Raw genomic sequence first — 13,913 nt, 5'->3', positions numbered from 1 at the left:
GCCCGGGCGTGCGCCCGGGCCACCTCCGACGACCGGTCCGTGGACCCGTCAGCCGCTCGCGTGCCCGGGAGGTGCGCCGGCGGGGGCGGCGAGCTCCGTCGTCGGGCCGTGGGGACGGACCAGGCTCAGGCGAGCGCCTTGGCCTTGAGCGACGCGAACTCGTCGGGCGTGATGGTGCCCGCGTCCAGGAGAGCCTTGGCCGTGGCGATCTGGTCGGTCGCGGACTGACCACCCGTCGCGACCTCGCGGATGTAGGAGTCGGCCTGCGCCTTGGCCGCGTTGGCGGCCGCGAGGTGCCGCTCCGTCATCCCCCGGCCGCGGGCGATGATGTAGATCAGCGCCGTGAGGAACGGGATGAAGACCAGACCGACGATCCACAGCGCCTTCCACCAGCCGCTGAGCGTGTGGTCACGGAACAGGTCGGTGAGGATCTGGAAGAGCACCATCAGGTACGCGATGAAGACGAACCACCAGATCAGAAGCCAGAAGAAGTCCCAGAATTCCATGGTGAAGCCCCGTTCGACGATCTCCGGCGCTCGCGAGCGCGAGGCGCTGACGTCAGGTTAGTGACGGGCGTCACGATGCGCGCGGCGAAACGGGCGGGTTCCGGGGGAAGCGCCCCTGATGCGAAGTCTCGCGGGCACGCCGAGGGTGACGCACCTTGCCTGCCGACGGTGACCCGTCGTCGACCTCGGCGGCCCCCGTCGCGCCGGGGAGGATCGATTCACCCCGCGCTTCCCGATGACGGACCGCGGCCCGCACGCCATACTGAGGCGGTGACCGAGGCCCAGGCGATCTTCGAGCTGGTCGAGGCAGGTCTCGGGACCCCGACCGCGGACGAGTCCTTCGACCGCTTCGCCCGCCTGGCCATGCGCCAGCTCGGCGTCCCGACGGCCGCCGTGTCCCTCGTCCTGTCCGACGAGCAGGTGTATCCCGGGGCCCACGGCATGCCCGAGGACATCCAGCTCAGCCGGCGCATGCCGCTCACCCATTCGTTCTGCCAGCACGTGACGAACGACCGCGAGCCGCTCGTCGTGCCGGACACCCGCAAGGACGCCCGGGTCTGGGACAACCCGTCCATCCCGGAGTTCGGCGTCCTCGCGTACGCGGGCTTCCCGATCTTCGACCAGCGCGGCCGCGTCGTCGGGACGCTGTGCGCGATGGACGACGAGCCCCACGACTGGACCGACACCGACCTCGCGACCCTCGCCGACCTGACGGCCGCGTGCACGTCCGAGCTCCAGCTGCGCATCGCGCACGAGCGGGCGACCCGGATGCAGAACCTCGCCATCCAGGCGACCCGGCGCAACCGCCTGCTGCTCATGCTCAGCGAGGCCTTCGCCGACGCGACCTCCGTGCAGGACGTGGGCGAGACCCTCGCGTACGTGGCGTCGTCGGCGATCGGGGCCCGGTACGCCGGGCTCGCGGTCGTCGACCCGTCGCGCAAGAGCCTGACGTACACGAGCATGGACCACCTGGAGCCGGCGCTCGCGCCCTCGTACCGGTACGCCCGCCTCGACGACCCGGACCGCGTCCTGTCGTTCGTCGCCCGCACCCAGGAGGCCCTGTTCTTCCGGGACGAGGGCGAGATCCTCGCGGCGTTCCCGAACGTCTCCGAGTCGCTCGACGAGAGCGTCGGCGCGCGGGCCCTGCTGCCCGTGCTCTCCGGCACGACCCTGCTCGCGGTCATCTTCCTCGGGTGGGAGCAGGGCAAGACCGCCGACGACGAGTCCCTGTCCCGTGCGGGCCTCGCGGGCTTCGTGGCGCACGCCCTCGAACGCGTCAAGCTGCTCGAGGAACGGCGCGACGCCGCCACGACCCTCCAGGCCGCGATGCTCACGGCCCTGCCCGACATCCCCCACCTCGAGCTGGCCTCGACCTACTCGCCCGCGACGCTCACGGACCAGGTCGGGGGCGACTGGTACGACGCCGTGGTGCACGACGAGGACGCCTCGGTCCTCATGATCGGCGACGTGACGGGTCACGACATGCGGGCCGCAGCCGAGATGGGGCAGCTCAGGTCGATGCTCCGCACGTTCGCCTGGAGCCACGACGAGTCGCCCTCGGCCCTGCTCCGTCTCCTCGACCGTGCGAACACGGGGCTCTCGCTCCACGCGAGCGGGACCGCCGTCGTCGTGCGGCTCGACCGGCGCGGCGACTTCTACGACCTGTCCTGGTCCAACGCGGGCCACCCGCCGCCGCTCATCCTGAGGTCCGACGGGAAGGTCGAGCTCCTCGACACCCGGCCGGACATGATGCTCGGGTTCGTCCCCAACGCCGCGCGCAGCGACCACGTGACCCACCTCGGCCCGGGAGACACGCTCCTGCTCTACACGGACGGGCTCATCGAGCGACGCGGGGTCCCGCAGAGCGCACGCCTGTCGGGGCTGGCACAGGCCCTCGCGTCGCTGCGGCACGGCTCGACGCTCGCGCTCCCGAACGCGCTGGTCCAACGCCTGGTCGGCAGCGACCAGCGCGACGACATCGCGGTCCTCGCGGTCCGTGTCCGGGCCGCCGTCGACTCCCACCCGACGCCCGCGTGCCCCACCCGGATGACGCGCGACGTCGAGCACTCGACCGCGGCGATCTCACCGGCGCGGCGCTGGGTCGACGACATCCTGGAGAGCTGCGGGATCAACCGCGACCAGCGGCGCACCATCATGCTGCTCGCGAGCGAGACCCTGACCAACGCGGTCCAGCACGCGCAGGGACCGCTCGAGGCGGTCGTCGAGGTGTGGCCCGCGACCGTCCGGGTCGGTGTCCGGGACGCGTCCCCCGACGAGCCGACCCTGCACGACCCCGAACCGCACGAGACGGGCGGCCGCGGCATCCAGTTCCTCGACCGGTTCGCCGACCGCTGGTTCGTCGAGCACAAGACGTCGGACGGTCCGGGCAAGACCGTCTGGTTCGAGCTCGCCCGGGAAGACGCCCTCTCCCGCTGACGGTGTGGGTGGTGCGCGCTACCGTGTGAGGTGGCGCACATCGCCGCGCGCCCACGAGAGGACACCATGACCGAACGCACAGCGACCGTCGCGGACGAGGACCTCGGGGAGCTGCTGGACCAGTACCGGTCGCAGCTCACGGGCTACTGCTACCGCCTGCTCGGCTCCTCCTTCGAGGCCGACGACGCGGTCCAGGACACCATGGTCCGCGCCTGGCGATCTTACGACCGCTTCGAGGGACGCTCCGCGCTGCGCTCCTGGCTCTACCGCATCGCGACCAACGTCTGCTTCGACCACATCGCCCAGCGCAAGCGCCGCGAAAGACCCATGGGCCTCGGCGCGGCGCAGACGGCCGAGGAGAGGAACCTCGGCGAGCAGCTCTCGGAGGAGACGTGGGTCGAGCCCGTCCCCGACGACCGCGTGCTGCCCCGGGACGGCGACCCGGCAGACGTCGCGGTCGGGCGCGAGTCCATCCGCCTCGCGTTCGTCGCGGCCCTGCAGTACCTGCCTCCCAAGCAGCGCGCCGTCCTCATCCTGCGCGAGGTCCTGCGCTGGCAGGCCAGCGAGGTCGCCGAGCTCCTGGAGACCTCGGTGCCGTCGGTCAACAGCGCGCTCCAGCGGGCGCGGGCCACCCTGTCCGCCCAGGCGCACTACGGCTCGGGTCCCGGGGCCGACGGCGCCAACCTGCCGACCGTCCCCGTGGACGAGGACAAGAACGAGCTCCTGGAGAAGTACCTCGACGCGTTCGAGCGCTACGACATGCCCGCCCTGGTGGCGCTCCTCCACGACGAGGCCACGCTCTCGATGCCGCCCTACGCGCTGTGGATGCAGGGGCCGGTCCAGATCGAGCGGTGGATGGTCGGCCCGGGGGCGGAGTGCCGCGGCTCGCGCATGGTGCCGGTCCGGGCCAACGGCACGTTCGGCTTCGGTCAGTACCGGGTCGCGCCCGACGGCGGGTACGACGCCTGGGCGCTGCAGGTGATCGACACCGCGGACGGCAAGGTGACGGGCATCAACGCGTTCCTCGACGTCGAGGCCTGGTACCCGCTCTTCGGCCTGCCGCTCCATCTCGACGCGTAGAGCGGGGGGGGGGGGGGGGGCCCGTAACGCCGCCCCACCCTCACGCTCTACGTCGCGCTGGTCGCGGTCAGTCGAAGGTCTCGAGCAGCAGGTGGCGCTCCTCGTCGGTGAGGTTGGTCGCGATGAGGTCGCCGTGCAGACCGTGGAACCGTTCACCCACGCGGTCCAGGTTGCCGTCCTCGGTCACGGCGAACAGGGCGGACGTGCCCTCCGTGACCTGGGCGCGGATGCGGTCGAGCTGGTCCTTGTTCAGTCCCACGGCCTCCATCGACTTGTGGATCGCGCCCAGGGCCGCGCCCGCGGCGACCCCGATCACGGGCACGAAGAAGAGCGCGCCGAACAGCAGGCCCCAGAAGGCGCCCCAACCTGTACCGCGCCACTCGTCCTCGTGCGTGTGGCGCGTCGTGGGCTTGCTCGCGCCCTCGGGCCAGGTCACGATCGCACGGTCGACGATCTTGATCAGCCCTTCGGACGCCGCGTCCTTCAGGACACGGGACGCGACCTCCGCGCCTCCGGGGGTGTCGAACGACCAGACGGTGAAGGTAGCCATCGTTGTCCTCTCGGGCCGAGCCGGGTCATGAGCGGGTGGGTCGAGTTCGTGGGTTGATACGGGGGTATGGGGGCGTCGTTGCGTCAGCCGAGCAGCTTGGCCTTGGCGGCCACGAACTCGGCGTCGCTGAGGACACCGCTCGCGTGGAGCTGGCCGAGCTGCTCGATCTGGGCCAGGAGGTCGTTCCCACCCGCAGCAGGTGCCGTCGGCGCGGCCTGTGCCGCCTGGGCAGCCGCGGCCTGCTGCGCGTAGAGCTGCTGCTGCTGAGCCTGCTGCTGCGCCTCGTACTGCTGCTGCTCGGCCTGCTGCTCGGCCTTGCTCTGCTGGTGCCGGTTCACGGCTCCGGCCGTGGCGGAAGCCGTCCCGGCGATGACGGCGGTACGGGCCATGGTGCCCAGCAGACCTGGGCGTCCGACGCGTCGTAGTGGCATGGTGTGCTCCGTTTCTCGTGCGATGTCTGTGCGGCGGTGGTCCCCCGTCAGCCCGTCAGGGTGGTCAGGGTGGTCGGGGTTCAGCCGACCTCGGTCTCGGCGAGCTCGACGATCTCGTTGACGACGTCGGCGGGGATGCGTTCCTGCGCGATCACCGCTGCCCCGGCGTCGTGCACGGCACCGACGAACTGCCGTGCCCAGGAGTGCTCGACGATCAGGACGAGGGCGGACGTCCCGGGCTCGAGGTTCGATGCGACGTCGTCGATGTCCTCCTGCCCCGCGAGACCCGAGCTGCCGAGCTGGGTCTCGGTGATGTCGAGCTCGTCGCCGAGGTCCTCGACCTCGACCACGTCGATCTCGCCCCCGACCCCCTTGCGGATGACGGTGAGGTCGAGGAGCCGGACGACGTCGGACCCGAGGAGGTCGGCGATCGCGATCTTCACCGCGTCGGGGACCCGTTCGGAAGGGAAGGCGATCGCGACGAACTCGACCGGACCGAACTGTGTCGTGGCCATGGGTGGTGCTCCGTTCTTCGGGGTTGCGCGTGCCAGAAGCGTGGGGGTTGGTCTCGGGAGGGCGGACGGGTGACGGTCAGGCCGTCGTCACGGCAGCGACGACTGCGACGCCCGCTCGGCCTCGTCACCGTGCACGACGAGCGCCCACAGCACGAAGATCCCGAGCACGATCGTGACGACGGACCACCACGGGCTCGCCGGGAGCGCGACGAACTGGGTCAGCACGTTGAGCACGACGAGCACGATCGCGACGAGCCGTGCCCAGCCACGCCCCGCGAGGAGCGCGAAGCCGACGATCACGAGGAGCACCCCGACGACCAGGTGGACCCATCCCCACGTCGACACGTCGAGCACCACGATGCCCTGCTCCCCCAGCCCGACGAGCTTCTCGGGGGAGAACGCGGCGACCATGCCGCTGATCGCGTTGAACAGCCCGAGCGTGACCAGGACGATGCCCGCGAACCACACCCAGCCGACCCATCCCGTGACCTGTGACGACCGTGCCATGGTGCCTCCTCGCACGCGTAGAACGGGTGACGTCGTCCTGGCCGTGACCGGCCCGGCGTCACCCCGGAAGTCTCGCTCCCCCTGATCGTGGCACCGGACTCCCGCGTCGGCATCCGCTGCGCGGACGGCCGTCCACCACCACTATGGGTCCATGGAACTCGGGTTCACGGGCGGGATCGCGCTGGTCGTCGTGCTCGGGGTCGTGGGTCAGGTCGCTGCCAAGGCGCTCAAGGTGCCCTCGATCCTGCTGCTGCTCGTGCTGGGGCTGCTGGCCGGTCCGGTGTCGGGGCTGGTCGACCCCGACGTCCTGCTGGGCGACGAGCTGTTCCCGCTCGTGTCGATGGCGGTCGGTCTCCTGCTGTTCGAGGAGTCGCTCAAGCTCGACATGAAACGGCTCCAGGGCGGGGCGCGGCGACCGGTCGCGCTGCTCGTGACGCTCGGCGCGGTCCTGACGGGGGTCGGGGCGACGCTGATCTGCTGGTGGGTGCTCGACCTCCCGTTCTCCCGGGCCGCGGTGATCGGGGCCATCCTCATCGTGTCGGGTCCGACCGTCGTCGGGCCGCTGCTCGCGGTGATCCGGCCCAAGCAGCCGCTCGAGTCGGTGCTCGCGTTCGAGGGCATCTTCATCGACCCGATCGGCGCGACGGTCGCGCTCGCGATGGCCAACATCGCGCTCCACGCGGCCCCCGAGCACCTGGGCGCGACCGCGCTCTCCGGGGTGCTCACGGGGGCCGTCGCCGCGGCGGTCTACGTCGCGGCGGTCCGGTGGGGCAGGGTGCCGGCCGCGACCGAGGTGTCGCTCGCGTTCGCCACGGCGCTCGCGACGTACGCCGTGGCCGAGGCGTTCCACGAGGAGGCCGGCCTGTTCGCGACCACGACGCTGGGCATCGTGCTCGCGAACCAGCGCTGGGCGCGCATCGAGCCGCTGCACGAGTTCGGCAGCCACGTCGGCCTGCTGCTCATCGGGACGCTCTTCATCCTGCTCTCGGCACGGGTCGACCTCGACGCACTCGTGGCGTACGCCCTGCCGACGCTCGGGATCGTCGCGCTCCTCGTCCTGGTCCTGCGCCCGCTCGTCGCGTCGATCGCGACGACGGGCAGCGTCCTGACGAGCCGAGAACGCGTCATGGTCGGCTGGATGGCGCCGCGCGGGATCGTCGCGGCGTCGACCGCGTCGGTCTTCGCCCTGCGCTTCGAGGACGACGGCCAGCCGTTCGAGCAGCTCGTCCCCGTGGTCTTCGGGGTGATCCTCCTGACGGCGGTCGTGTACGGCCTCACGGGGCCGTGGGTCGCGGCGCGCCTGGGCGTGCGCTCACCCGGCCCGGAGGACCTCGACGACGACGGTGTCCCGGTCGCGGAGGAACGCGCGCCCGGCTGACGCCGGACCTTCCCGCCCGACGGCGTGGGCGCACCACGCGCGCGCACGCGTTCGCTACGTTCGCCCCATGACGAGCGACGCGAGCACCACTCCGGAGCCGGCCCCTGGGGCGTCGGCCGCCCCGGTCACCGACCCCGACCGGCCCCGAGACTTCCTGGCCCTCTCCCCCGACGACCCGCGCAAGCCACCCCGCTGGCTGCCGCGCGCTCTCTTCATGACCGTCGTCGCGGTCTTCGTCGGGATCTTCGCCTGGTACGCGATCGGCACCCTGGAGAGCCTCGGCGTCAACATCCTCATCGCGTTCTTCATCGCCCTCGCGCTCGAGCCGATCGTGGTGTGGCTGGTCCGGCACGGGTGGCGGCGCGGTGCGGCTGCGGCGACGGCGCTGCTGGGCGGGCTCGTGGTGGTCGTCGGCATCTTCGCTCTCTTCGGCAACCTGTTCGTGCAGCAGCTCGTCCAGCTCGTCCAGTCGATCCCTGCCCTCTACACCGACATCCAGGAGTTCCTCTCGACGAGGTTCGACGTCGACATACCGAGCTCCGACGAGCTCCTCAAGCAGGGCTTCAACGAGTTCGGCGAGGACGTCGCGTCCGGTGCCCTGGTCGTGGGGACGACGATCGTGGGCGTGATCTTCGCGTTCCTGACGATCATGCTCGTGACGTACTACCTGCTCGCGGCTGGCCCCAAGTTCCGCGTCGCGATCTGCCGCTGGCTCACGCCGAACCGCCAGCAGGAGGTCCTGCGCCTGTGGGAGATCACGCAGGTCAAGGTCTCCGACTTCATCAACTCCCGCATCGTCCTCGCGGCACTGTCGAGCGTCTTCACGTTCGTCTTCCTGCTGATCCTCGGCACGGACTACGCCCTGCCGCTGTCGGTGTTCGTCGGCGTCGTGTCGCAGTTCGTGCCGACGATCGGTACGTACATCGGCGGCGCGCTGCCCGTGATCGTGGCACTGACCTCGCAGGGGCTCCCGCAGGCCCTCGCGGTCCTCATCTTCATCGTCGCCTACCAGCAGCTCGAGAACCTGTACTTCTCGCCCAAGGTCTCGGCGCGGGCCCTCGAGATGAACCCTGCGGTGTCGTTCGTGGTCGTGCTCGCCTTCGGGGCGGTGTTCGGTGCGCTCGGCGCGTTCCTGTCGCTCCCGATCGCCGCGACCATCCAGGCCGTCGCGAACACGTACATCCAGCGGCACGAGCTGGTGGACTCGCACATGCTGCACGACCCGGGCCACGAGAAGGACGACGACCCCGACGACGACCCGGGCGAGAAGGACGGCGGGGTCGCGCGACGCCGTCGGGCGAACCGCAAGGCCGGCCGCGACGCCGCGAAGACCGTCGACGAGCGCCACGCCGACGGCATCGAGTAGCGCCCGCAGCCGCTCTGCGGCGTGGGCCGCCCTCCCGCCCCGGGGGCGGCCCACGCTGTTCTCCTACTCGCGAGCCCGACGGCGGACCCTCACCAGAACCGTCCCGAGGAGCGTCAGGAGCGCGGCCCCCGCGACGAGCGCGGCGACGTTCGCACCGGTGAACGCGAGCCCGCCCGAGCTCGGGGAGCCGGTGACCAGCGGCACCTCGTGCGTCGTCGTGCAGACGACGCAGCCGCCGCCAGGCCCAGGGGTCGCGAGGTTGGTGACCGTGACGCCCCAGGCATTCACGGCGAGCCGCACCTGGTACGTCAGCGTCGCGGTCTGCCCGGCCGCGGTGAGGTCCGGGACCGCCCACGTGAGCGTCGACCCGGAGATCGTCGCCCCCTCGGGCGTCGCGACGAGCGCACCGTACGCGAGGACCTTGGACAGGTCGTCCGTCACGACCGCCCCCGTGACGAGGGCACCGGTCGTGCTCGTCACCGTCAAGGTGTAGGTGATGGTGCTGCCCGGCGCCACCTTGGTCCCCGAGGCGGGATCGCTCGACTTGGTGAGCGTCCAGGCCGGGGTCACGTGCGACGTCGTCCGGCACGCCTCCGCCGGGTCGACGACCGCGAGGGCCACGGCCGCTGCGGCGGCCACCTCAGGTGCGGTGGTGCCAGCAGGTTCGGCGGCCGCCCGGGCGACGACGGCGACCGCAGCCGCCTCGGGCTCGGCTCCCGACGTCGACGACGTCTCCTCGGTCGGTGTGGACCCTGCTGGTTCCTCGGGCTCGACGCACGGCTCTGCACCAGGAGCCGTGACCACGTTGGTGAGCGTGACGCCGTACGCGCCGTCGTTGACGCGCACCTGGTAGGTGATCGTCTCGGTGTCGACCAGGTTCCCGATGGCCCAGACGAGCGTGGTCCCCGTGAGCACGGCACCGCCCGTCGAGGCCTCGATGCTGCCCTCGACGAACGTCGCGTTGTCCAGCACTGCGGCCAGGTCGTCCGTGACGACGACGTCCGGGTCGAACCCCTCGCCGACCGTCGCCACGGTCACCGTGTACGTGATGACGTCGCCCGGCAGGACCGTCGCCCCGCTGCCCGGATCGCTCGACTTCACGACCGTGAAGGGCGCCGGGATGTCGTCGTTCACGACGGTGCAGACGACCGCCTGCCCGACGTCGACCTGGACCGTCCCGTCGGTCACGGCCACGGGCGTGGCGGCACCGCCGTCGACGCCGGGGATCTCGCACGTCCAGTCGGACGCCTCGTATCCGGCCGGACCACCCGTCTCGGAGAGCGCGTAGTCGCCCGCCACGACGTCCGCCCCCGTGACTGCAGGGTCACCGCTCACGCCGCTGAGCGGAGTCGGGCCGTCGGCCTCGAGCGTCCAGTCGGCGGGCTCCGCCGATCCGCCACTGTCGTTGACGACCTCCTTGACCAACGTCAGCGTCGACGGCTGCGCCGTGTTGGTGATGACGCAGGTCACGTCGACCGCGAGCGCGATCGTGATGGCACCGTCAGGAACCGGGACCCCGCCGCAGACCCAGTCACCAGCCTCGTACCCGGCGGGGCCAGACTCCGAGAGCGCGTACTCACCGATCGCCACGGGAACGCTCGTCACCTCGGGAGCCCCGGACGGACCGCTCACCGTGACCGGGCCTGCGGCGGTCAGGACCCAGTCCTCGGGTGCGGCGGTCCCCCCGGTGGTCCCGTTGTCGACCTCCTTGACGAGCGTCAGCGTCGGCTGCAGCGCGGTGTTCACGATCCGGCAGCTCACGTCGCCACCGACCGGGATCGCGACCCTCGCTCCGGTCACCGTGGCGCCCGTGCAGCTCCACTGGCCGGACTCGAAGCCTTGGATCTCGGACTCCGTCAGGTCGTAGTCCCCCGCGAAGACCTCGACCTGCGACACGCCCCCCGGGGTCGCGGGGTCGCCGTTCCCGGACACCGGGTCCTGCCCGGTGACGTCGACCGGCGTCGCGGTGAGCGTCCAGTCCCGCGGGACCTCCTGCGCGCGCGTCGACCCGACGTCCACGACCTTGGTCAAGGTGAGACGGGCCGGCGTGTCCCCGTTGACGAACGTGCAGGTCGCCGTGTCCAGCGGCAGGAGCGTGACGACCGTGCCGTTCACCGGCACACCGGCCTCGGTCACGCACTCGACGGAGCGCTCGGTGTAGCCGGCTGGGCCCCCCGACTCCGTGAGCTGGTACGCCACGCCGGGCCGGACGTTGATGGAGGTGTCGCCCGTGCCCACGTCGCTTCCCGTGACCGTCTGCGGCTCAAGACCGGCGGGGAAGTCCCCGGTCGGCGTCGCCGTCAGAGTCCAGTCGGCCGGCACCGCTTCCCCGCCGTACTCGTTCTCGACGACCTTCCGCAGGTCGAGCGTCGCGGTCTGGTTGACCGCGGTGCAGCGGATCCAGCGACCGAACGGCACGTTGACGCCGCCGTTGAGGCCGTCGGAGAAGCCGGGGATGACCGTGGTGCCGTCCGCGGCGAGCTCGACGCACAGCCAGCTCACGGTCGAGCCGGGGATCGGGACCGCGTTGGGTCCGGTCGCCTGGGCGTAGTTGAGGTCACCGCCGGACTCGTTCAGCGGGTAGATCACGCCCGGGGTGACCTCGGCGGTTGCTCCCGGTGCTCCCGTGACCCCGCTAGGACCGGGGAGCGCCCCCGTGGGCGCGACGGCATCGAGCGTCCAGTCCGTGGGCGCCGGGTCATCGTCCCCGTCGCCGCCCTGGACCGTCTTGGCGAGCGTGAGCCGGCTCGTGCACGTCACGGTGTTCGTGACCGTGGCGGTGTTGCTCCCGACGCCGAGGGTCGGGGAGTACGGCAACGTCTCGGAGATCTCAGTGCCGTTGAAGGCGGTCACCGCGGTCCCGACGAGCGTGCACTGGGTCAGGACCACGGTCGTCGACTCGCCGATCGCAGGCGTCTGCCCCGCCTGCAGGCCGGTGCGCGGGACGCCCCACGCCTGGGGCGTGCCGGCGATGGAGGCCGAGGCCGAGAGCCCCTCGGGCTGCGCACCGTCGGCGTAGGTCTGGCCGTTCACGACCCACTGCTTGGAGAGCGTCAGGGACGCGACCGGGTTGGGTGCCCGGTTGTAGACCGTGCAGGTCACCGCGGTGGTCGGGTCCACGGGCACCGTGAAACCGGTCGCACCGCTGTTCGTCGCGGTCACGGTGTCGCCCGTCACGATGTCGGTGCAGACCGCGTTCGCACCGTCCACCTGCTGCAGGGTGAAGCCGGACTGCTGCGTCTCCATGACGCCGACGACCCCGGACGACGTCGACGAGGGGTACGAGAGCTCGAAGTTCGCGGCCCCCGTCCCCGCCGCCGTCGTGACCGTGGACGGGTCCTCGACCGTGACGTCCCCGGACTGGGTCTCGGCGGTGAACTCCCACCCACCCGCAGGCTCTGCGCCCTCGATCGACCCGACCGGCGCGCCCGAGGGGACGACCTGCTTGATGACGGAGACCGATCCTTCGCAGTTGCCGAGGGCGAGCGCGCGGAGCTGGTTGCCCGCCTCCGCGTAGTCCTCGGTCTGGAAGTAGTCCGTCCCGGCGAGCTCTCCGGAGATGGCCCGCAGGTTGAGCCCGCTCCCCGCGTTCTCGATCCCGTCCCCGACGCCGAACGCGACCATGTGGGTCCCCTCGGCCTTGACGGCGTTCGCGCTGAACACCCCGTTCTCGACCTCACGCAGACGGGTGAAGTTCCCCGGGCCCTCCTGGTTGCCGTAGAAGGTCGGGTTCCCGTCGGTGAGGACGATCGCGACGTCGTAGTCGGCCGCGCTCGCCGCAACCTGGTAGATGCCGCGGTCCCAGTTGGTGCCGCCACCGGCCGTGTAGCTGTCGATCCGGTCCTTCACGAGCTGGGCGCTGTCCTCCGTGGAGACCGGGGTCAGGGCCAGGTTGGGGTTGCCCGCTGCGGGGGCGAGCGAGCTGAACGTGAACAGGCCCATGTTGGACGGCGTGCCGGTCAGCGAGTCCACGAACTGGTTGGCGGCGGCCTTGAGCTGCGGCAGGTCACCCGCGACGGACCCGGAGAGGTCGAGCACGAGCGCGACGTCGATCCCGCACTGCGCAGGGAACGTCGGATTGACTCGCGAGGTCTGCCAGATGCCACCTGACGCCACGGCGTTCGCGTTGCCGGTCCCGAGCATGAACGAGCCCTGCGAGGTGTAGGTCGTGCCCGCCCGGAGCTGGGTACCGGTACGGAACTCGTACGGGGTGATCGTCGCACCGCTGCCCCCCGTCCCGAGGTCGGGGTTCTCGTACCAGCCCGCGGGATCTTCGGTCTGGACGACCCAGAACCGGCGTTCGCGGTTGGCCCCACCGACCTGCGTGTTCGGCACGACGAACGAGCAGTCGCCGTCGGCGTCGGACACGCACGTGGCCCACGCGTCGGCGACCGGTGTCGTGGGAACGCCCGTGCCGTCGTAGAGCTGGAGGGTGACCTCGGCCAGCGGACCGACCGCGACCAGGCTGGTGCGGTCACCGCCCACCTTGACGGTGATGACCGCATTGTTCCCCGTGGCCGGAGGGACCAGGAAGGGCGTCACGCCGGGACCCTCCACGGCGTCGTCGGGCGTTGCCGGCTCCGGCTCGGGGGCCGGGTCCGTCTCGGGGACCGGTGGTCCCAAGATCTCACCGCCCGACGGTTCCTCGGTGGCTGGCGGGTCCGTCGGGGCCGAGGGTTCCTCGCCACCGGTCGGGCCGTCGCTCGGCGGCGGAACGCTCTCCGCGGGGGCGTCGACGGGTGACGAGGGCTCGGCGGCCGCCGGGCTCTGCGGGGTCTGCACCGTGGGATCGGCGACCTCCTGGGTCACCGCGCTCGTCACGGCTGGCGACGGTTCGCCCTCCGCCCCGGCAGGAGCCACGAAGCCGGTGATCACCAGCGAGGCCAGGGCGAGAGACGCCGTGATCCCCGGCAGCAGCCGCCTCCTGAGAGCCTTCGAACCCGTCGACCTGCTGAGCGTTGCACGTCCCATTGCCGTCCCCTTGTTGGCTGAGATCATCGCTGCGGGCCGCGTCGTCGGTGGCGTCGCCCGATTTTCAGCGTGACATCACCCGCAGCGTCCGGCGACCGCAACCGTTGGCGCGCGTCACCACGACGGCCGTGCCATCGTGGCCGAGAGGTCCCGCCCCGCGGACGTCCGCGGGG

The 13,913-nt window shown here is 71.4% G+C and carries 10 protein-coding genes; 4 read left to right on the top strand and 6 right to left on the bottom strand.

The genetic code is table 11. The features are described 5' to 3' along the window. Positions 1-125 precede the first annotated feature (125 nt). Positions 126-506, bottom strand: a complete 381-nt coding sequence (locus tag H9640_RS07380) for an SHOCT domain-containing protein (protein WP_191790083.1) — start codon at positions 504-506, stop codon at positions 126-128. Between the two features lie 270 nt (positions 507-776). Here H9640_RS07380 and H9640_RS07375 point away from each other — a divergent pair, with 270 nt between their 5' ends. Next, the gene (locus H9640_RS07375; RefSeq protein WP_191790082.1) at positions 777-2,942 is read left to right on the top strand and encodes a SpoIIE family protein phosphatase; all 2,166 of its coding nucleotides are present in this window, start codon (positions 777-779) and stop codon (positions 2,940-2,942) included. Between the two features lie 66 nt (positions 2,943-3,008). After that, on the top strand, positions 3,009-4,022 hold the full coding sequence (locus tag H9640_RS07370) for a sigma-70 family RNA polymerase sigma factor (protein WP_191790081.1): 1,014 nt from the start codon (positions 3,009-3,011) through the stop codon (positions 4,020-4,022). Between the two features lie 67 nt (positions 4,023-4,089). On the opposite strand, the gene H9640_RS07365 is transcribed toward H9640_RS07370, so the two are convergent. The 4 genes from H9640_RS07365 to H9640_RS07350 all read right to left on the bottom strand — a co-directional run bounded on the left by H9640_RS07365 (position 4,090) and on the right by H9640_RS07350 (position 6,025). Then, positions 4,090-4,572: a DUF1269 domain-containing protein gene (locus tag H9640_RS07365; protein WP_191790080.1), complete on the bottom strand. Its 483-nt coding sequence runs from the start codon at positions 4,570-4,572 to the stop codon at positions 4,090-4,092. Positions 4,573-4,655: 83 nt separating this feature from the next. Continuing rightward, positions 4,656-5,003 carry an SHOCT domain-containing protein gene (locus H9640_RS07360; protein WP_191790079.1) on the bottom strand — a complete coding sequence of 116 codons (348 nt, stop codon included), beginning with the start codon at positions 5,001-5,003 and terminating at the stop codon, positions 4,656-4,658. Between the two features lie 80 nt (positions 5,004-5,083). Beyond that, positions 5,084-5,518, bottom strand: a complete 435-nt coding sequence (locus H9640_RS07355; protein WP_191790078.1) for a DUF6325 family protein — start codon at positions 5,516-5,518, stop codon at positions 5,084-5,086. An 87-nt stretch (positions 5,519-5,605) separates the two neighbouring features. Next, positions 5,606-6,025 (bottom strand): DUF7144 family membrane protein, encoded by a 420-nt coding sequence (locus tag H9640_RS07350; RefSeq protein ID WP_191790077.1) that lies wholly within the window; start codon positions 6,023-6,025, stop codon positions 5,606-5,608. A gap of 151 nt (positions 6,026-6,176) precedes the next feature. Between H9640_RS07350 and H9640_RS07345 the strand changes: the two genes are divergently transcribed. Beyond that, the gene (locus H9640_RS07345) at positions 6,177-7,403 is read left to right on the top strand and encodes a cation:proton antiporter (RefSeq protein WP_191790076.1); all 1,227 of its coding nucleotides are present in this window, start codon (positions 6,177-6,179) and stop codon (positions 7,401-7,403) included. Positions 7,404-7,470: 67 nt separating this feature from the next. After that, entirely contained in the window at positions 7,471-8,769 is a 1,299-nt protein-coding gene (locus H9640_RS07340) for an AI-2E family transporter (protein WP_225226859.1), read from the top strand. Positions 8,770-8,832: 63 nt separating this feature from the next. Here the strand turns inward: H9640_RS07340 and H9640_RS07335 are convergent, their stop codons facing one another. Beyond that, positions 8,833-13,740: a DUF7927 domain-containing protein gene (locus tag H9640_RS07335; RefSeq protein WP_191790075.1), complete on the bottom strand. Its 4,908-nt coding sequence runs from the start codon at positions 13,738-13,740 to the stop codon at positions 8,833-8,835. Positions 13,741-13,913: the final 173 nt, after the last annotated feature.

The organism is Oerskovia gallyi, assembly GCF_014836745.1.
Lineage (GTDB): Bacteria > Actinomycetota > Actinomycetes > Actinomycetales > Cellulomonadaceae > Oerskovia > Oerskovia paurometabola.
This window is presented reverse-complemented; position numbering and strand designations above follow the sequence as displayed.

Bases quoted from the DNA above. Each gene is read 5' to 3' on its own strand.
- H9640_RS07380 (WP_191790083.1), bottom strand. From the start codon at position 506: ATGGAATTCTGGGACTTCTTCTGGCTTCTGATCTGGTGGTTCGTCTTC.
- H9640_RS07370 (WP_191790081.1), top strand. From the start codon at position 3,009: ATGACCGAACGCACAGCGACCGTCGCGGACGAGGACCTCGGGGAGCTG.
- H9640_RS07365 (WP_191790080.1), bottom strand. From the start codon at position 4,572: ATGGCTACCTTCACCGTCTGGTCGTTCGACACCCCCGGAGGCGCGGAG.
- H9640_RS07360 (WP_191790079.1), bottom strand. From the start codon at position 5,003: ATGCCACTACGACGCGTCGGACGCCCAGGTCTGCTGGGCACCATGGCC.
- H9640_RS07355 (WP_191790078.1), bottom strand. From the start codon at position 5,518: ATGGCCACGACACAGTTCGGTCCGGTCGAGTTCGTCGCGATCGCCTTC.
- H9640_RS07350 (WP_191790077.1), bottom strand. From the start codon at position 6,025: ATGGCACGGTCGTCACAGGTCACGGGATGGGTCGGCTGGGTGTGGTTC.
- H9640_RS07345 (WP_191790076.1), top strand. From the start codon at position 6,177: ATGGAACTCGGGTTCACGGGCGGGATCGCGCTGGTCGTCGTGCTCGGG.
- H9640_RS07340 (WP_225226859.1), top strand. From the start codon at position 7,471: ATGACGAGCGACGCGAGCACCACTCCGGAGCCGGCCCCTGGGGCGTCG.
- H9640_RS07335 (WP_191790075.1), bottom strand. From the start codon at position 13,740: ATGGGACGTGCAACGCTCAGCAGGTCGACGGGTTCGAAGGCTCTCAGG.